The sequence below is a fragment of the Sphingomonas sp. HDW15A genome, assembly GCF_011301715.1.
GTDB lineage: Bacteria > Pseudomonadota > Alphaproteobacteria > Sphingomonadales > Sphingomonadaceae > Sphingomicrobium.
In genome coordinates, this window is sequence record NZ_CP049870.1 from 2,284,596 (window position 1) to 2,302,500 (window position 17,905).

Below are 17,905 nucleotides of genomic sequence, written 5' to 3' on the forward strand. Positions count from 1 at the left end.
ACCTCCCTTTGCTCATGTTAAACTCCGAAATTTCATCTTTTCGAGCCGCGCCGCCACCGCCCGCGATTCGGCTGTGCGACCCAACCGCTCAAGCAATTGCATGCGTTCGTTCATTTCGCGCGGTCGTTCCGGCACGTTGGAAGGCAGTTGTGCAAAGCCGGCAACCCAGGCCTCGCGAGCGGCCTTCCCATCGCCCGTTCGGCGACGAATGTCGCCGATCAGCCTATACGTCGTGGCAATCCGGTAACGTGTCCTCAGCGGGTCGGCGTTGGGTTCGCTCCTCGCGGATTCCAGGGCACGGCCTGCGTGGGTCAAGGCTTCGTTGAGTGATCCGTCGGCGAGCGAAAGCCGGGCCCGCACCAGTTCGCAATTCGTCTGTGCCTCGTGCCAGTCGGATGCGTTGGGCGCCCGAAGTCGCATTTCGGCGATAAGGCCGCAGCCCTCTTCGGCGATGCCTTTTGCCTGCGTAATACGATCGAGATCGATAAGAACCCTGGCTAACTCCAGACGCGCAAGTGCGGAATTGCCTTTCCAGATTCCGTTCTCAGGCTCGATCTGGATAAGCTTGGTGGCTTCCACGATCGCGAGCCGGAACTGGCGTGCGGACTGCTCGAGCTGGCCGGTGTCGGCCAGCAAGTTGCCGAGCGCCCGTCGTGCCGTCAGCAACGGATCCTGGAATTGGACGTTGTCGCCACCACGCGACAGATGGTCGGTGAGTATTGCGATTTGCCGTTCACGCGCTGCTTTCGCCTCCGCCAACTGGCCTCCGTCGCGTCTCGCATCGGCCAGCCAGGCCAGAACATTGCTGAGTTCACGCTGATATTCGTTATTGTCAGGATATGCGCGCGCGATGGCTAACATCGGCCCAAGCACGGCTTCCATCCGCCTCGAAGTCTCGGCGAATTGACGCTTGTTGAGCAACACGATGGCCATGTTTTCGGCGGCGTATACGGTTTCCAGCCGCCATTTCAGGTTTGTGGGTTCGATCGCCACCATCCGGTCGGCGAGGCGCTGGTATTCGCGGGTCGCCGCTTCCGCCTCGTTCAGTCGACCGCGAAGGCGGGCGAGCTCACTGATGTAAAAGACATTCTGCGCATGGTCGAACAGCCTCTGTGGATCGCCCGGATTGCGCTCGACCGCCTCGCCCGTGCCGGCCAGCGCCTCGCGGTAAAGCCTTTCGGCAGAATTGAAGTCCTGCCGAGCGAAAGCGACTTGTGCAGTCAAGGTCAAAGCCTTGGAGCGCTGGAGAAGCCCGGCATCGTCGAGTTCTGAAGCGTCCTGCTTGCTGTAATAAGCGAGTATTCGTCCACCGACCCCGTCGAGCGCTTCGAGCTTCCCGATCGGCTCGAGCTTGTTCCTGAGATCGCCGAGCATGAACTCCACCAGCCCTTCGGCCTCGCGCCGTTCCTCGCGGGCTGCGTTGCGTTGGTCGAGGGCGAAGAGTGCGAGGCCGCTGGTGACGGTCATTCCGGCAAGCGATGCAGCGGCCATCCAGACCATCCTCCTCTGCCGCCGCTGCTGGTCGCGCTGCACGAGATCGTCGAGCCCGACATCGAGCATGCCCGCAACGATCTTGAGGAGCCCGCCGCGCCATCCATCGCCTTCCACGCGAAGGTCGGCGGCGATCGGCTCGGCAGGTTCGCCTGTGTCCCTTCCGTCGGGCGCAATTCGCTGGCGAAGGGCGGGCGGAAAGCATTCGGTGGCCGGGTCACCCGAGAACGGCTCGCCGTCCAGAATGGCGGCAAACACCCGGTCTTCGCCGTGAAGGCGCTTGAAGTCGCGTATTTCCTCGTCGACCCAGCGCGACTGCGCGGCCTGGGGCGAGCACAGAACGATGAAGCAGCTGGAGGCTTTTAACGCTTCCTGGATCTCGCGTCCGAGGTTGTTCGAAGCAGCGAGCTCCTGGCGGTCGCGGAAGACCGGTGTCAAACGTTTTGGGATGGTGCCTAGCGGATGCGGGCTCCCGACCAGCTCCTTGGGGACACGGTACCGCTCCAGCCAGTTGTGGAGCCTTGTTGCGGCTTTCGAATCTTCATGGGCATAGCTCAGGAATGCCCAATAGCGCCGGGCGGACCTGCGCCTTCTTGGTCTGGTAGCGGCATTTGCGATTGGCGTGAATCGATTCACTGCGATTGCCCCATCGCGAAACGAACATGGGTCAATAACAGATTGTACGCAAAACCGCGATTCTCCGCCGCCTTGGCGCTTTCGGTACCCTGGACTATATGACGGAAATGTCGGTTCGACCCTGGCGCGACATCACGCGCCGCCCTCCCGCCAGATCATGGTCGGCAACGTCGCCGTTGGCGGAGACGCGCCCGTCACTGTCCAGACCATGACCAATACTCCGACATCGGACGCCCGAGCGACGATCGACCAGATCCGCCGCTGCGAGGAAGCCGGGGTCGACATCATCCGCGTGTCGTGCCCGGATGCAGAGAGCACGGCTGCTCTCAAGCAGATTGTTCGCGCTGCGCGCGTTCCGATCGTCGCCGACATTCATTTTCACTACAAGCGGGCGCTCGAAGCCGCGGATGCCGGCGCCGCCTGCCTCAGGATCAATCCCGGTAACATCGGCTCGGCCGAGCGCGTTCGCGAAGTGGTCAATGCCGCGAAGGCCAACGGTTGCGCGATCCGCATCGGGGTAAATGCGGGGAGCCTCGAGAAGGACCTGCTCGAAAAATACGGCGAGCCCTGCCCCGAGGCTTTGGTCGAGAGCGCGCTCGATCATATCCGGATCCTCGAGGACCACGACTTCCGCGAATATAAGGTGGCCGTCAAAGCCAGCGACCTGTTCCTCGCGGTCGCCGCCTACCAGCAGCTTGCCGACGCTGTCGATTGTCCCTTGCACCTTGGCATCACCGAGGCCGGCGGCCTGATCAGCGGGACGGTCAAGTCGGCGATCGGCATCGGCTCCCTCTTGTGGTTCGGGATCGGCGACACGATTCGCGTTTCCCTTTCGGCCGAGCCGGAAGAGGAGGTGCGGGTCGGCTACGAGATTCTGAAAAGCCTCGGCATTCGCAATCGCGGGGTTCGCGTTGTCTCCTGCCCGAGCTGCGCACGCCAGGGGTTCGACGTCATTCGCACCGTTCAGACGCTTGAAGAGCGGCTGCAGCACATTCGGACGCCGATGAGCCTTTCGGTGCTGGGCTGCGTCGTCAACGGCCCGGGCGAAGCGCGCGAGACTGATATCGGCATCACTGGCGGCGGCCAGGGCAAGCACATGGTCTACCTGTCCGGCGTGACCGATCATCACGTCGCCGATGCCGACATGATCGAGCATATCGTGAAGCTGGTCGAGGCCAAGGCCGCGGAGATTGAAGCCGGAATGAGCGACGCCGGTCATGCCGACCCTGCCGTTGCCGCCGAATAGGTGGAACGGCTCGACACCAACTATCTCATCATCGGCAGCGGATGCTCGGGGCTCGCCTTCGCCGATACACTTCTCGACCAGACCGATGCGGACATCATCATCGCCGACCGCCATGCCAAGCCGGGCGGGCACTGGAACGATGCCTACGGCTTCGTCCGCCTTCATCAGCCCTCAGCTTTCTATGGCGTTAACTCGCTCGAACTGAGCGACGGTACAGTAGATCAAATCGGGCTCAATCAGGGCATGCTGCACCTCGCCAGCGGCGCGCAGGTTTCCGCCTATTTCGAAACGTTTATGGAACGACATCTGCTGCCCAGCGGACGTGTGCGCTATTTGCCCCTGACCGAATGGGTGGGCGATGGCCGGCTGCGCAGCATCTTGGGCGGCGAGGAGCGTGAGGTCGCGTACCGCAAGCTCGTCGATTCCACGTATTACGGGACGACCGTGCCCTCCACGCACCGTCCGAAGTTCGAGGTTGTTGGCGACGCCCGGCTAGTCCCGCCAAACGTGCTCCCGGCTTTGTGGAAGGAGCGCGACGACGTGCCATCGGCATTCGTCATTCTCGGCGCGGGAAAGACGGGAATGGATACCGTCGCCTGGCTGCTCCAGGCTGGCGTTATGCAACAGGCCATTCATTGGGTGCGGCCTCGCGACGCATGGCTGCTAAATCGCGCAAAGCTTCAGCCCGGCCTCGCCAACTTTGAAGACTCGATCGGCGGCCAGTTGGCGCTGATGACGGCCTGGGCCGAGGCCAGCGATGTCGACGAGTTGTTCGAAAAACTGGAAGCGGCCAACTACGTGCTACGGATCGATCGGCACACGCGGCCAACCATGTTTCATTACGCGACGAGCTCGCGCGCCGAGGTCGACCTGCTGGCCACAGTGGAAACGGTAATTCGCGACGGGCATGTTAAGCGGATCGAGCCGGGCCGGTTGGTGTTCGAGGCAGGCGAGCGGGGGTCCCCGCAGATGCCTTGTTCGTCGACTGCACCGCGCCTGCCATCACCCGCAATCCGCCTGTGCCCTTATGGCAGCACGACCGGATCACCCTGCAGATGGTCCGGATCCCGCAGCCGGCGTTCAGTGCGGCGCTGACCGCCTTTATCGAGGCGCGGTACGACGATGACGAGAAAAAGAACGCGCTCGCCAGGCCGATTCCGCTGCCAGACCAAATCGGCGACTATCCCGCGGCGAGCCTGGTTGGCATGATGAACCAGAAAGCGTGGAGCGAGGAGTCAGCCATTCGTGAATGGATTCAGGCTTCGCGGCTTGATGGATTTTCCGGGATGATCGCCGGCATTGCCACTGACGATGTGCAGCGGCGCGATTTGCTCAGGCGAATGCGCGCGCAAGGACCGGCCGCTTTCGCCAACCTGATGCGGCTGGTGCAGGCCGCAGGATAATCATTCCTTTACGCCGGCTGCCTAAATCCTTTGCCATGATGCTGCGCCTCTATGCCATCGTCATCGCTGTCGGTCTCGCAGCCGGGTTGCTGCTGCCAGGCCCGTCGTCGCAAAAGTTGCCGGAGGCACGGCCTGTTCGGACGATCTCCGTCGCCGCGCCGGCACAACCAGCCGCTTCGGCGCCAATTGCTAACGGCCCGTGGACCACGCTCCAGCGGCAGGACAATGGTCATTTTTTTGCGCGGGCCCAGGTGAACGGGCAGAGCGTCGATTTCCTCATCGATACCGGCGCGACGGCAGTAGCTCTGACCGAGAGCGATGCGCGCCGCCTCGGGATCGTGCTCGACCCGGCCAATTACCGGGTCGTCGGCTCCGGCGCTTCGGGCGCGGTCTACGGGCAGTTCGTCACCCTCGATAGCGTTTCGCTCGAAGGGAAAAGAGTCGAGCAGGTGTCCGGGGCGGTGCTCAAGGGCTCCGAGGTTTCGTTGCTCGGCCAGTCCTTCCTTTCGCGGATGGGCCATATCGAGATCAGCGGCGACCGGATGATCATTCGCTAACGCTTTCCTTTGTCGCTCCTCCGGCTATGGCGGCGAGACCCATGAATAACGTTCGCCAGCAGCCCTATCTCGCCTTTGCGGCCGCTTTGCTCGCGATAGGCGCACTGTCGACGATGGATGCCGTGATGAAGGGGCTGGCGCAGGACCTTGGGGCGTTCGCGACAATGTGCTGGCGCTCGGTGGCCGCGACGCTGCTGGTCGCACCTATCTATTTTGCGACGCGGAAGCGATGGCCGACGGCGCGGGCGATGAAGCTCCACCTGCTGCGCGGAACGCTGATGATACCGATGAGCTTCCTGTTCTTCTGGGGCCTGGCGCTGGTGCCGATGGCACAGGCGATCGCGCTGACCTTCGTCGCGCCGCTGATTGCGCTGGTGCTGGCGGCGCTATTCCTTGACGAGCCGGTCGGAAAACGCATGACCGGCGGATCGCTGCTTGCCTTCGCCGGTGTGGTGCTGATCTTCATCGGTCAAGGCCGCGCCGACCTTGGAGACGAGGCGTTGTGGGGATCGATTGCCATCCTCGGCTCGGCGATCTGCTACGCCGTCAACATCGTCGTCATGCGCAGGCAGGCGCAGAACGCCCGGCCGCTGGAAATCGCCTTCTTCCAGTTCCTGGTCGGCGGAGTCGGCTTCTGGCTCGCGGCGCTGGCCGTCGGCATTCCCGATTATCCGCAAGGGGCGGAGGGCGGCCTGCTTCTCGCGACGTTATTGGCGATTGCCGGGATGCTGCTGCTCGCCTGGGCCTATGCCCGCGCCGGGGCAGCCTACCTGTCGGCGACCGAGTATAGCGGTTTCCTCTATGCTGCCGTGCTGGGCTGGCTGGTGTTCGCGGAAGTGCCCTCGCTATTCACCGTTGCCGGCGCGACATTGATCATCGCCGGTTGCCTGTTGGCCGCGAAGACCCGCAAGATCGAACATCCGACGCTGGAAAGTCAGGGGTAAGGACATGGCGTGGTTCTGGCTGATACTGGGCGGGCTGTTCGAAGTCGGCTTCACCACATCGCTGCGGTTCGTCGACGGATTTCGCAATTGGTCATGGACGCTCGCCTTCCTCGTCTCGGTGACGATCAGCATGGCGCTTCTTGAGTATGCCGCGCGCACGATCCCGATGGGCACGGCCTACGCCGTTTGGGGCGGGATTGGCGCAGTGGGCACAGTGCTGGTCGGGATCGCATTCTTCGGCGAGCCGGCAGGGCTCGTCCGGGCGCTTCTCATCCTGGTCATTGTAGCGGCAATCGCCGGCTTGCGCCTGATTTCCTGAATCGTTCGTAGCTCACAGCGGCTCGTTGGTCGAAAGGGACCGCCCTCCGACAGGGCGCGTTCAGCTTTCACCCCCAAAGGACGCGGCAATGAAGAACCTGTTTGTTGCTTTGCTTGCCGGTGCCGCACCATCCCCGTTGCTGGCCCAGGAGACACCGCCGTCACCATCCGCCGAGGCGCAGACCCAGGCCGCGCCGGAAGACCCCTTGGCAGATGACGACGCAATCGTCGTCGTCGGCCAGCGGCTTCCAGGCCAGGTTGTCGGTGACATCCCGCCGGAGAATGTGCTCGACTCCCGCGATATCCGCGCGACCGGGGCAACCAGCATTTCCGAGCTCCTGGAAGCGGTCGAAAGCCAGACGGGCAGCGCTCGGGGCGGACCAGTGGGCGGCCGGTATTGCTGCTCAACGGCCAGCGCATCTCCGGCTTCCGCGAGCTTCGCGACCTTCCGCCCGAAGCCATCCAGCGGATGGAAATCCTGCCTGAGGAAGTGGCGCTGAAATACGGCTACACCGCCGACCAGAGGGTGGTGAACATCGTGCTTCGTCCCCGCTTCAATTCCACGTCGGCCGAGCTTCGCGGCTCCGCGGCGACCGAAGGCGGATATGCTGGCGGGTTCGCCGATGGGACGCGCCTGACGATCCGCGACGGCAAGCGCACCTCGATCAACGTTCGGATCGACGGCAACAATCCGCTTTACGAGGCCGAGCGCGACATCGCTCCCAATTCGGAAAGCAGCGTCGACGAGCGCTCCGCCCGGACTTTGGTCAGCGCCGCACAGTCGGCCCGCGTTACCGGGGTTCATAATCGGCCGGTTGGAGAAGGCGGCGCGCTAACCGTCACCGGCGAGGCTGCGCGAAGCCACGGCCGTTCCCGCTTCGGGCTCGCCGACTTCGATACGAGTGATGTTCTGACCCGTGATACCGACACGACCTCGCTTGGACTTGGGACGATCTACAATGCGACCCGGGGCAACTGGCGACTGAGCGTTTCCGGCAATGGCGAATATGAGCGTTCGGAGAGCGATTCCGAACGCAGCGTCGTCACTGCCCTGACCGACGACAAAAGCAACTCGACCCGAACCAACTTGGTGCTCGACGCGACGGCCAATGGGCCATTGTTCAAGCTCGCTGCCGGCGAGGCGACCGCGACGTTCAAGAGTGGCCTGTCGCGGCTCGACTTCGACAGCGAGTCGCGCCGGCGCGACATTTTCACGCAAGCCGATCTCGGCCGGACGATCGGAGAAGGCTCGGCCAATGTCGATCTTCCGCTTGCCGCAACGGACAGCGCCATCGGCCGCCTCAGCGCCAATGCCAATCTAAGGTTCGCCGAGCTTAGCGACTTCGGAACCCTGACCAGCTTCGGCGGCGGTCTCGCCTGGTCGCCAACCACGCGCCTCAACGTCATTACCAGCTTCACCCGCGAGGAGGGCGCGCCGACGCTTCAGGAACTCGGTAACCCGCTCGTCGAGACCGATGACGTCCCCTATTTCGATGCGGTTCGCGGCGAAACGGTGGAGGTCACGACGCTCACCGGCGGCAACCCGGCTCTCGACTCCGATCGCCGAAGCGTGTGGAAGCTGGGTGCCAACTGGCAGGTGCTTCAGGAACCTGACCTTCGCCTTCGCGCGGAATATGTCAGCCAGACCATCGATAATCCCCAGGTCGGCTTCCCGGCGGCGACTCCCGCGCTGGAAGCTGCCTTCCCGGAACGCTTCAAGCGCGATGCCGCGTTCAACCTAGTTGCTGTGGACACACGTCCGGTGAATGGCGACCGGTCGCAACGCGACACCATCCGCTGGGGCCTCAATTTCAGCAAATCCCTGAAGTCCGCGACCCCGACTCGCGAGCAGATCGAGGCGCTTCGCCAGCGGTTTGGCGCCTCGGTTCGAACGCGGAGCGCTGGCGACACCCGGCAAGACGCCGGCGAAGCGGAGGCCCCACAAGGAACGGCACCTTCGCCAAGCCAGGCGCCTCGGCCCGCCGTTGGAGAGAGAACGCCGAATGCCGAAGGCGGGCCACCTCGGGAAGGTGGAGAATTCCGGGGCGGCGGACGTGGTGGGCGCGGCGGTGGCTATTTCGGCGGCCGCAACGGCGGACGGCTGACGTTCTCGCTCAACCACACGATTGCGTTGAAGGACGAGCTGCAGATCGCCTCTGGCCTTCCCAAGCTGAACTATCTCGATGGTGAAGCAGTGAGTTCTACGGGCGGGCGGCCGCGCCACGTCGTCGAGTCGGAAAGCGGCTATTACAACAACGGGCTTGGCGTGCGGCTAATGGCCGACTGGCGTAGCGCGACCCGTGTCGACAGCCTGACGGGGCCGGACCTCAAGTTCGACCAATACGCGACCTTCGACCTGCGCCTGTTCGCCAACCTTGGCGAACGCTTCGACCTTGTTGCCAGGAATCCGTTCCTCTTTGGAAGCTCGGTTCGGTTCGAGGTGAAGAATATTTTCAACGCCAGGCCGCAGGTGCGCAACAGAGACGGGGTCGTGCCCTTCGCCTATCAGGAGGATCTGCTTGAGCCGATTGGCCGGACGGTGTCGATCAGCTTCAGAAAGCTGTTCCTTCCGCGCCGCTTCCAGCGTCCACCTGGCAGAGCCCGCTAGGCCGGAACAGCGCTCGCGCGGGCGATCGATTCCTCGACAACGCGCCTCGCCGCCTCCGCATCACCCCAGGTTCCGACCCGAACCCACTTTTCGGCTTCGAGGTCTTTATAGTGGGTGAAGAAGTGCTCGATCTGTTCGACCACGATCGGCGGCAGGTCAGTGTAATTGGCGACGTCTTTGTAATAGGGCGACACGCGGGTGACCGGCACGGCGAGAACCTTTTCATCGCCGCCAGCCTCATCCTCCAGATAAAGGACGCCTACCGGTCGAACCGCAATGATGACGCCCGGCTGGAGCGTCCAGCGTGTCATTACAAGGCAGTCGAGCGGATCGCCGTCGAGGCACAGGGTTTGCGGAATGAAACCGTAATTGGCCGGGTAGCGCATCGGAGTGTGGAGGATCCGGTCGACGACCATCGCCCCGCTTTTCTTGTCGAATTCATATTTGACGGGCTCGCCCCCGATCGGGACTTCGATGAGCACGTTGACGGTGTTCGGCACGTCGGGGCCGGCGGGAATCAGGTCGATGTTCATGATGCCGCGCCTCTAGCGATGCGGCCAAGCGAAAACCACCCCTCGGGGTTAGCCCCAGTAGGCAATCGGCTCCTGATGAGTCACCCCAGTCGTGTTTCGAACGAGGGGGCAATCATGGCCAGCATGACCAACAAGGCTGTAGCGGAGTTCATCGGCACGTTCTGGCTGGTGCTCGGCGGCTGCGGAAGCGCGGTGCTTGCGGCGGGTTTTCCGGATGTCGGCATCGGATTGCTCGGCGTGTCCCTGGCATTCGGCCTTACGGTCGTGACCATGGCTTACTCGATCGGCCATATTTCCGGCTGCCATCTCAACCCGGCGGTGACCATCGGCTTGTGGGCCGGCGGGCGCTTCGACGGCAAGGACATCCCTGTTTACGTCATTGCGCAGGTGCTCGGTGCGATCGCGGCGGCTTATACGCTTTATGTCATCGCCAGTGGACAGCCCGGCTACGTGCTTGAGCCCAATGGCTTGGCCATCAACGGCGTCGGCGACCATTCGCCGGGCGGTTACTCATTGGTATCCGGCATCGTCACCGAGGTCGTCATGACCCTGTTCTTCCTGTTGGTAATCATGGGTTCGACACACAGCAGCGCGCCGGCGGGATTTGCGCCATTGGCCATCGGCCTGTCGCTGACGCTCATCCATCTCATCTCGATCCCGGTCACAAACACGTCGGTCAATCCGGCGCGGAGCACGGGACCTGCGCTGATCGTCGGCGGCCTTGCGCTGCACCAGTTGTGGATATTCTGGCTTGCGCCGATCGTGGGCGCGGTACTTGGCGGAAGGCTCTATCGGTCACTGTCGCCGGAAGTCGCGCTGAAGCCAGATATCGAGGGCAAATCCTAACCGAACGGCCGTCCAAGGCGGGTAGTTGGCGAAACCCCGGGTTGCCGCTATCGCGCCCAAGCAATGGCGAAGACAGAAACTCCGCAGCCGGTCCGCGGCATGCAAAGCCTGCTTGGCGCAGAGGCCGACCGCATGGCTGCGGTTGTCGCCGCGTTCGACCGGGTTCGCCGCCTGTTCGGCTTCAAGCGGGTCGAGGTGCCCGTGCTGGAACCGACCGCGGTCTTCGCGCGGTCGCTGGGCGAGACGACCGATGTCGTCTCAAAGGAGATGTACAGCTTCGACGACAAGGGCGGCGATTCGGTGACGATGCGGCCGGAGTTCACGGCTGGTATTGCCCGCGCCTATCTTTCGGAAGGGTGGCAGCAATATGCGCCGCTCAAGGTGGCGACACACGGCCCCGCATTTCGCTACGAGCGGCCACAAAAGGGGCGTTTTCGCCAGTTTCACCAACTTGACGCCGAGATCATCGGCGCGGCCGAACCGCAGGCTGACGTCGAGGCGATCGCCTTTGCCGCGCAATTGCTGGGCGAGCTTGGACTGGCCGAACGGTCGACGCTGCGGTTGAACACATTGGGCGATCCCGAAACCCGCCAGAAATGGCGCGACGCGCTGCACGCGCACTTCTCGAAGCATCAGAAGGAATTGAGCGAGGACAGCCGTTCGAGGCTTGATCGTAATCCGCTCAGGATTCTCGATTCCAAGGCGCATCAAGACTGGCCGATCGCCGACAGCGCGCCGGGGATCGACGAATTCTTGACAAGCGAGGCAGGCGCCTTCTTCGAAGCGGTGACCAAGGGCCTGGATTCGGCTGGTATCGCCTGGGTTCGTGAACCTCGGCTGGTGCGCGGCCTCGATTATTATCGGCACACCGCGTTCGAGTTCGTCACTCAAGAATTGGGCGCCCAGTCGCAGCTGCTTGGCGGCGGACGCTATGACGGGTTGGTCGAAGCGCTTGGCGGTCCGCATACGCCGGCAATTGGCTGGGCAGCGGGAATCGAGCGGCTGGCGATGATGATCGAGGAACCGGAGGTGGAACAGATCGAGGCAGTGCTCGTGCCGCTCGGCGACGCGGCAGAGCAACTGGCCGGGCGATTGCTTTCGGATTTGCGTGGCGCCGGGATCGCGGCCGACATGGCGTATCGCGGAAATATGAAAAAGCGGCTGCAGCGTGCCAATGCGTCGGGCGCCCGGTTCGCTGTCATCCTTGGCGACGACGAAGTCGCAAGCGGATTGGCGCAACTGAAGAATCTGGAAAGTGGAGAGCAGCGGGCCATTGCGTTCGATTCCGTGGCGGAGGCGCTTCGCTCGTGAAGTCGATTTCGTCGGACAAGATCGCGTCCATCGAGGCGAAGCGGCACGAGCTCGCGGCGGCGATGGCCGCGCCCAACCTCGCGCCCGACGAATTCGTGCGCCTGTCGAAGGAATATGCACAGGTCGAGCCGGTCGCCGCGGCAGCTCGCGAAGTGCGCCGTCTGCGGGCGGAGCGCGACAGCCTGAACGAGATGACCCGGGACGCCGATGCTGACATGCGGGCGATGGCAGAAGAGGAATTGTCGGCGATCGAGAGCCAGTTGCCGGAAGCCGAGCGGACGCTTGCGCTTCAGCTGTTGCCGAAGGATTCGGCCGATGAGCGCGCGGCGATGCTGGAGGTTCGCGCAGGCACGGGTGGCGACGAGGCGGCGCTGTTCGCGGGCGACCTCATGCGCATGTACCAGCGCTTCGCCGAAGAGCAGGGCTGGCGCTTCGAGATGATCAGCGCCTCCGCCTCCGACGTCGGTGGGTACAAGGAAGCGGTCGCCTCGATCAGCGGAAGCGGCGTATTCGCGCGCCTGAAGTTCGAGAGCGGCGTTCACCGCGTTCAGCGCGTTCCGGCAACGGAGAGCGGCGGTCGGATCCATACGTCCGCGGCGACCGTAGCCGTGCTTCCCGAAGCAGAGGAAGTCGACGTCCAGATCGACGACAAGGATCTTAGGATCGACGTCTACCGCTCGTCCGGGCCTGGCGGTCAATCGGTCAATACGACGGACAGCGCGGTCCGGATCACCCACTTGCCGACCGGTCTCGTCGTCATCCAGCAGGACGAAAAGAGCCAGCACAAAAACAAGGCCAAGGCGCTAAAGGTGCTTCGTACGCGCTTGTTCGAGCTTGAGCGCGAGCGGCTGGCGAACGAGCGTGCCGGAGCGCGCAAATCGATGGTAGGGTCGGGTGACCGGTCGGAGCGGATCCGGACCTACAATTTCCCGCAGGGCCGGGTGACGGACCATCGCATCAATCTCACGCTTCACAAGCTTGATGAGATTTTGGCCGGGCCGGGCCTGCTCGAGCTGACCGATGCGCTGATCGCCGAAGATGAGGCGGCGCGCCTGGCGAGTCTGGAAGAGGCGTGACTGCACTTTCGCGCGCATTGGCGCGGGCTGCAGAGCGGTTGAAGGGCGTGAGTGATACGCCGCGCCTGGATTCGGAACTGTTGCTGGCCCATGCGTTGGGGATCGAGCGCGACGCGCTGCTTCTCAATCCGCCGCCTGTCACGGAGCCTGCGGCCTTCGCAGGATTTCTCGAGCGGCGAAGAGCCGGAGAGCCGGTTGCCTACATCACTGGCAAGCGCGGGTTCTGGAACATCGAGCTTGAGGTCGGTCCGGGCGTGCTCGTTCCAAGGCCGGACAGCGAGACGCTGATCGCCGCGGCGCTTGATCATTTTGAGCGCGGCCCCGAGCCGTCGCGGATCCTCGATCTCGGCACCGGTCCAGGAACCTTGTTGCTCGCGGCGCTCGACCAGTGGCCGCGAGCTACGGGGATCGGCGTCGATGCTTCCGAACAAGCGCTTGAATATGCACGAGCCAACGCCAGGCGCCTTGGCCTTGGGCAGCGCGCGATGTTCCGCAAAGGGGATTGGGCGAAGGGAATTACGGAGCGCTTCGACCTGGTGCTGATAAACCCGCCCTATGTCGCGGAAGACGCCGAGCTTGGTACGGGCGTCGCGGAATATGAGCCGAGCGAAGCATTGTTCGCAGGCCCGGAAGGTCTCGATGAATATCGCCGCCTAGCCCCAGAGATTGCCCGGCTGCTGGCGCCCGGCGGAATGGCCGCAATCGAAATCGGGCACGACCAAGCCGAAGCGGTGACGTCCTTGCTTGAAGCAGAGGGACTGAAGCCCATGCTGTTGCATGACATGGGCGGCCGGCCACGCGCGCTGGTGGTCCAGTCCTGAAACAAAAGGCTTGGAATTTGCTGCAGCCGGGCCTACATCAGGGGGCAGCGACGGGGCCGCATTCAATGCAATTGACGCGCTCCCGCCTGCTTTTTCCGATGAAAACTTGCTGCGGAACGGGCCGATAGCGGCACACCCAGCAACGAAATGCCGGCCCTTCGAAGGTCCGGACTTTCCACGGGAAAATAAAGCCTTTCCATTGAAGGGACAGGACAGACAGGGCGCCGCTGGTACGGCGCTGGTGCGACAGGGATACAGCATTTGATCAATAATCGTCAGAGCGGCCGCCGTCGTGGCCGCGGAGGTCAGCGTCCCCAAGGCATGCCGGGCAATAGCGGCAATGCTCGCGATAACCGGCAGCGCGGCAATGCTGCGCAGCTTCTTGAAAAATACAAGAATATGGCACGCGACGCGCAGCTAGCCGGCGACCGCGTCCAGACCGAATATTTCCTGCAGTTTGCGGATCACTATTTCCGTGTCCTGAGCGAGAGCAGGGTGCGCTTCGAAGAGCAGCGCCGACAACGCGGTGACGACGATTCCGACGACGATGGCGATGAGCTGATCGAGTCGGAAGCGGAAAGCGGCGTCGAGAACGAGGACCGTCAGCCGCGCCGCCGCGCCCGCGATCGTGACGAACGGCCCGAGCGAAGCGAGCGAACCGAACGCCAGCCGCGCGGCAACGGTCGGACTCCCGCAACGGCCGATGACGACGATCATCGCATGCCGTTCGATGCCCTGCCGCCGGCCATTGCTCGCGACGAGAATGACGAATTGTCGGAAGAAGACGAGACGCCGCCGGCCCGTCCGGTTCGTCGTACGCGGCGAGCCAAGAGCGTCGACGACGGCGAAGGTGCCGTGGCGTAAATCAGTCAGAATTGAGTCAAGAAAGGCGGGTTCGGTTCGGGCCCGCCTTTTTGTCGCCTGTCACCGAACCGTAACGAACATGTCACCGAGCGGTCACCGCGCACGCCTAGTCCCATACATGTCGGCGGCCGGGGAGGCCGCATAGGGGACAGGATCATGACTCGCTTTAAGCTTCTCGCCGCCACGGCCGTGGCGCTGACTTCCATTCCGGCAGTGGCCGATGCCCGCTCGCAAATGCGCGCCGTTGGATCGTCGACTGTCTATCCATTCGCAAAGGCGGCGGCCGAGCGTATCGCCCGCGCCAACCCGAAGCTGGGAGCCCCGGTTATCGAATCGACGGGCACCGGCGCCGGATTTAAGCTTTTCTGTGCCGGTGTAGGCGAGCGCTTTCCCGACATTTCCAACGCTTCGCGGCGAATGAAGGCTTCGGAGGCCAAGGCGTGCGCCTCGAATGGCGTTGCGCAAGTGACCGAAATCCAAATCGGCGTCGATGGACTGGCCCTTGCGACTGCCCGGTCGACCGGGCTCTCCGGCCTCACCCAGCGGGAAATTTATCTGGCTCTCGCCAAGTCGCCCTTCGGAAAGACGCAAAAGGCCCGCACGTGGAAGGACGTGAACAGCAAGCTGCCTGCTATCCCGATTCGGGTTTACGGCCCGCCGCCGACAAGCGGCACCCGCGATTCGCTAAACGAGTTGATCATGTCGGCAGGCTGCGAGACCAATGCGTCGATGGTCGCGCTCAAGAAAGCGAACGAAGCGAAATACAAGGCGGTATGCCAGGGGCTTCGCGAAGACGGTGCCTTCGTCGAAGCGGGCGAAAATGACAATCTCATTGTCCAGAAGCTTGCCGCGAACCCGAACACGCTCGGCTTCTTTGGCTACAGCTTTCTCGAGGAAAATACGTCGAAACTGAAGGGCATCGCGATCAACGGCGTTCAGCCCACGTACGAGACCATCGCGTCGTTCAAGTATCCGGGCGCGCGCCCGCTCTACATCTACGTCAAGAACGCGCATGTCCGGGCGATACCGGCAATTCGCGCCTTCGTCGCGGAAATGACCAAGGAGAGCGCAGTGGGACCGAACGGTTACATGAGGCAGCTCGGTCTTGTCGCGGCGCCTAATGGTGTGAGGGCACGTAGCCAGCAGGCTGCGCGCAACTTGTCGCCGCTCAATCTCGCAAGCCTGAAATAGGCTACACTCACATTCATCGGGGGCGTCCGCTTCTGCTGGCGCCCCTCATGCATAATTCTCTGAAGAAGGGACTTTTTCCATGACACGTAAGATTTTCGTGGCCGCGCTGCTCGGGGCAAGCAGCCTTACGTTGGTTTCGCCCGCTAACGCACAGGAACCTGCTTCTGCGGCGCCCACCGAGCCGACCGAACCCGACGCATCCGATTCGACCGCCGATGCGGCAATCGCCGCGGCGCAGCCCGTCGATGACATGCAGGCCAAGATTGAGCTCCTGCAGGCGCAGGTCGAGGCGCTCCAGGAAGCGCTTGAATCGGTAAAGGCTGCCCAGGCCAAGACGGTACCGTCGTGGAAAGGCGCGCCGCTTCTAGAGGACAAGGAAGCGGGCTGGTCGTTTAAGCCGCGTGGACGCTTGATGTACGACGTCGGGTACGTGCAGAGCCCGGACGGTTACAGCAACAAGGGCCTCGGAATCTCCAACGAGGTGCGCCGAGCCCGGCTTGGCGTCGAGGGCACGGTACCAGGTGGTTTCGGCTACAAGTTCGAGCTCGACTTCGCGGCCGGTGATGTCGAATTCGCAGATGCATTTCTCAATTACAAAACTGGTCCGTGGGATATTACGGTGGGCCAGCACAACAATTTCCAGTCGCTCGACGAGCTGACAAGTTCGCTGCATTCCAGCTTCATTGAGCGAGCCTCCTTCACAGACGCATTCGGCTTCGAACGCCGAGTTGGTATCTCGGCCCAATTCGCCAAGAATGACTTCCTCGCTCAGGCGGGCCTTTTCACGGACAGCATCTCAGACCTGAATAGCGTGGGTGACGACAACAACAGCTACAGCTTCGACGGGCGCGTGGTCTACGCACCGTTGGTTGGCAAGAACCAGCTGCACTTCGGCGCCTCGGCGCACCACCGCGTGCTCAACGATGCCGCCGAAGTTCTTCGTTACCGCCAACGCCCGGCGATTCACACGACCGACGTCCGCTTTGTAGACACCGGCAACATCACCAGTGTCGAGAAAGAGACGGGACTTGGTCTCGAGGCGGCCGGGATCTTCGGTCCCTTCCACCTCGCAGGCGAAGCCTATTGGCAGAAGGTACACCGCGCATTCGGCGACGAGCCGACCTTCTTCGGCAGCTACATCGAGGGGGGTACTTCTTCACCGGTGAGAGTCGCGGCTACAAGGGCGGTAAGTTCGACCGCGTGAAGGTCAAGAAGCCATTCTCCGATGGCGGCTGGGGTGCGCTCGGTCTTAACTTCCGCTGGGACTACCTCGACCTAGAAGACGAAGGCTACGTCGGGGGAACGCAAAATGCTTTCCAGGCCTCGCTCAACTGGAAGCCGAGCGACTACATCCTGTTCGGTCTGAACTTGGGTCACATTCTGTATGACAATGCTGCGATCGCCGCTGACGGCGATCGGGATTACGGGGTGAACATGGCAGGCCTGCGGGCACAGGTCGACTTCTAACCGGTCCGCCCCCGGGAAAGTAAGCGTGGCAAAGGCCCTCCGGCGAAAGCCGGGGGCCTTTTCTTCATGCCGGTGTGTCGACCGCTCGAGGACGATGCTGGGCGTCGAGCGCGACGAACGTGAACAGGGCCTCGGTAACCTTGACGTGGGTCGCGCCGCGGTCGCGCGTGGCGACGACTTCAACCCGAATCGCGATCGACGTTCGTCCGACGCGTTCGATCTCAGCGTAGACGCTAATCACATCTCGCAGGTGGATAGGCTGAATGAATTCCATCTTGTCGATGGCCACGGTCGCGACCGGACCGTTCGCCCGCCGAGAGGCGACGATCCCGGCCGCGATATCCATCTGGCTGAGTACCCAGCCACCGAAAATATGACCGTTCGCATTGATATCGCTCGGGCCTGGCACGACCCGAAGGATCGGTTCACCGCGCACTTTGGTCATGAGTCGTCATTCTCCGGTTGGAAGTGAGCCACCTCGTCATCGTAACCGGTTGACGAGGAGAAAAAGATCAAAAGCATCAGCGACCCCGCCAGCATCACGGTGAGGAAAACTCCTAGTCCCGTCGCAATCACCATATGCGGCCGCCAGC

At 62.9% G+C, this 17,905-nt stretch carries 17 protein-coding genes and 2 pseudogenes (1 of these 19 running past the window's edge); 15 read left to right on the forward strand and 4 right to left on the reverse strand.

The features are described 5' to 3' along the window. Nucleotides 1-12: 12 nt before the first annotated feature. Nucleotides 13-2,127, reverse strand: coding sequence for a TIR domain-containing protein (locus G7076_RS11970; protein ID WP_166203145.1), 2,115 nt, complete (start codon nt 2,125-2,127; stop codon nt 13-15). A gap of 107 nt (nt 2,128-2,234) precedes the next feature. Here G7076_RS11970 and ispG point away from each other — a divergent pair. The 8 genes and pseudogenes from ispG to G7076_RS12010 all read left to right on the forward strand — a co-directional run bounded on the left by ispG (nt 2,235) and on the right by G7076_RS12010 (nt 9,203). Next, nucleotides 2,235-3,373 (forward strand): annotated as a pseudogene (gene ispG / locus G7076_RS11975) (flavodoxin-dependent (E)-4-hydroxy-3-methylbut-2-enyl-diphosphate synthase). Then, entirely contained in the window at nt 3,374-4,468 is a 1,095-nt protein-coding gene (locus tag G7076_RS11980) for an NAD(P)-binding protein (RefSeq protein ID WP_166203149.1), read from the forward strand. Further along, nucleotides 4,429-4,776, forward strand: a complete 348-nt coding sequence (locus tag G7076_RS11985) for a hypothetical protein (protein WP_166203151.1) — start codon at nt 4,429-4,431, stop codon at nt 4,774-4,776. The genes G7076_RS11980 and G7076_RS11985 overlap by 40 nt, the downstream gene beginning before the upstream one ends. 35 nt (nt 4,777-4,811) lie before the next feature. Next, nucleotides 4,812-5,333, forward strand: coding sequence for a TIGR02281 family clan AA aspartic protease (locus tag G7076_RS11990; protein ID WP_166203153.1), 522 nt, complete (start codon nt 4,812-4,814; stop codon nt 5,331-5,333). A gap of 41 nt (nt 5,334-5,374) precedes the next feature. Then, on the forward strand, nt 5,375-6,277 hold the full coding sequence (locus G7076_RS11995) for a DMT family transporter (protein WP_166203154.1): 903 nt from the start codon (nt 5,375-5,377) through the stop codon (nt 6,275-6,277). Nucleotides 6,278-6,281: 4 nt separating this feature from the next. Continuing rightward, nucleotides 6,282-6,596 (forward strand): multidrug efflux SMR transporter, encoded by a 315-nt coding sequence (locus tag G7076_RS12000; protein ID WP_166203155.1) that lies wholly within the window; start codon nt 6,282-6,284, stop codon nt 6,594-6,596. Between the two features lie 88 nt (nt 6,597-6,684). Beyond that, on the forward strand, nt 6,685-7,095 hold the full coding sequence (locus G7076_RS12005) for a hypothetical protein (RefSeq protein WP_166203156.1): 411 nt from the start codon (nt 6,685-6,687) through the stop codon (nt 7,093-7,095). After that, nucleotides 6,993-9,203: a TonB-dependent receptor gene (locus tag G7076_RS12010; protein ID WP_166203158.1), complete on the forward strand. Its 2,211-nt coding sequence runs from the start codon at nt 6,993-6,995 to the stop codon at nt 9,201-9,203. Before G7076_RS12005 ends, G7076_RS12010 begins: the two co-directional genes overlap by 103 nt. Here G7076_RS12010 and ppa read toward each other — a convergent pair. Further along, nucleotides 9,200-9,736: an inorganic diphosphatase gene (gene ppa / locus G7076_RS12015; protein ID WP_166203160.1), complete on the reverse strand. Its 537-nt coding sequence runs from the start codon at nt 9,734-9,736 to the stop codon at nt 9,200-9,202. The genes G7076_RS12010 and ppa overlap by 4 nt on opposite strands. Before the next feature lie 123 nt (nt 9,737-9,859). Here ppa and aqpZ point away from each other — a divergent pair, with 123 nt between their 5' ends. From aqpZ to G7076_RS12050, 7 genes and pseudogenes are all read left to right on the forward strand, one after another. Continuing rightward, entirely contained in the window at nt 9,860-10,582 is a 723-nt protein-coding gene (gene aqpZ / locus G7076_RS12020) for an aquaporin Z (protein WP_166203660.1), read from the forward strand. Nucleotides 10,583-10,645: 63 nt separating this feature from the next. Continuing rightward, nucleotides 10,646-11,893: a histidine--tRNA ligase gene (hisS, locus tag G7076_RS12025; protein WP_166203161.1), complete on the forward strand. Its 1,248-nt coding sequence runs from the start codon at nt 10,646-10,648 to the stop codon at nt 11,891-11,893. Continuing rightward, nucleotides 11,890-12,969: a peptide chain release factor 1 gene (prfA, locus tag G7076_RS12030; protein ID WP_166203163.1), complete on the forward strand. Its 1,080-nt coding sequence runs from the start codon at nt 11,890-11,892 to the stop codon at nt 12,967-12,969. Before hisS ends, prfA begins: the two co-directional genes overlap by 4 nt. Then, the gene (gene prmC / locus G7076_RS12035) at nt 12,966-13,790 is read left to right on the forward strand and encodes a peptide chain release factor N(5)-glutamine methyltransferase (protein ID WP_166203165.1); all 825 of its coding nucleotides are present in this window, start codon (nt 12,966-12,968) and stop codon (nt 13,788-13,790) included. The genes prfA and prmC overlap by 4 nt, the downstream gene beginning before the upstream one ends. 261 nt (nt 13,791-14,051) lie before the next feature. After that, nucleotides 14,052-14,654: a DUF4167 domain-containing protein gene (locus G7076_RS12040; protein ID WP_166203167.1), complete on the forward strand. Its 603-nt coding sequence runs from the start codon at nt 14,052-14,054 to the stop codon at nt 14,652-14,654. Between the two features lie 156 nt (nt 14,655-14,810). Beyond that, nucleotides 14,811-15,845: a substrate-binding domain-containing protein gene (locus G7076_RS12045; protein ID WP_166203169.1), complete on the forward strand. Its 1,035-nt coding sequence runs from the start codon at nt 14,811-14,813 to the stop codon at nt 15,843-15,845. A gap of 412 nt (nt 15,846-16,257) precedes the next feature. Beyond that, nucleotides 16,258-17,312, forward strand: a pseudogene (locus G7076_RS12050) (porin). A 64-nt stretch (nt 17,313-17,376) separates the two neighbouring features. On the opposite strand, the gene G7076_RS12055 reads toward G7076_RS12050, so the two are convergent. After that, a complete protein-coding gene (locus G7076_RS12055; RefSeq protein ID WP_166203171.1) occupies nt 17,377-17,757 on the reverse strand; it encodes an acyl-CoA thioesterase in 381 nt (126 codons plus the stop codon). Next, a protein-coding gene (locus tag G7076_RS12060; protein WP_166203173.1) for a hypothetical protein crosses the window boundary here: on the reverse strand, nt 17,754-17,905 show its 3' portion. Its footprint extends 58 nt past the window's final position; only the last 152 of its 210 coding nucleotides appear in the window; its start codon lies beyond the right edge, outside the window; its stop codon occupies nt 17,754-17,756. Before G7076_RS12060 ends, G7076_RS12055 begins: the two co-directional genes overlap by 4 nt.

What these genes read in the sequence shown, in the direction of transcription:
- G7076_RS11985 (WP_166203151.1), top strand. Translation starts at nt 4,429, where the DNA reads ATGGTCCGGATCCCGCAGCCGGCGTTCAGTGCGGCGCTGACCGCCTTT.
- G7076_RS11995 (WP_166203154.1), top strand. Translation starts at nt 5,375, where the DNA reads ATGAATAACGTTCGCCAGCAGCCCTATCTCGCCTTTGCGGCCGCTTTG.
- aqpZ (WP_166203660.1), top strand. Translation starts at nt 9,860, where the DNA reads ATGACCAACAAGGCTGTAGCGGAGTTCATCGGCACGTTCTGGCTGGTG.
- G7076_RS11990 (WP_166203153.1), top strand. Translation starts at nt 4,812, where the DNA reads ATGATGCTGCGCCTCTATGCCATCGTCATCGCTGTCGGTCTCGCAGCC.
- G7076_RS12005 (WP_166203156.1), top strand. Translation starts at nt 6,685, where the DNA reads ATGAAGAACCTGTTTGTTGCTTTGCTTGCCGGTGCCGCACCATCCCCG.
- G7076_RS12000 (WP_166203155.1), top strand. Translation starts at nt 6,282, where the DNA reads ATGGCGTGGTTCTGGCTGATACTGGGCGGGCTGTTCGAAGTCGGCTTC.
- ppa (WP_166203160.1), bottom strand. Translation starts at nt 9,736, where the DNA reads ATGAACATCGACCTGATTCCCGCCGGCCCCGACGTGCCGAACACCGTC.
- G7076_RS12045 (WP_166203169.1), top strand. Translation starts at nt 14,811, where the DNA reads ATGACTCGCTTTAAGCTTCTCGCCGCCACGGCCGTGGCGCTGACTTCC.
- hisS (WP_166203161.1), top strand. Translation starts at nt 10,646, where the DNA reads ATGGCGAAGACAGAAACTCCGCAGCCGGTCCGCGGCATGCAAAGCCTG.
- G7076_RS12055 (WP_166203171.1), bottom strand. Translation starts at nt 17,757, where the DNA reads ATGACCAAAGTGCGCGGTGAACCGATCCTTCGGGTCGTGCCAGGCCCG.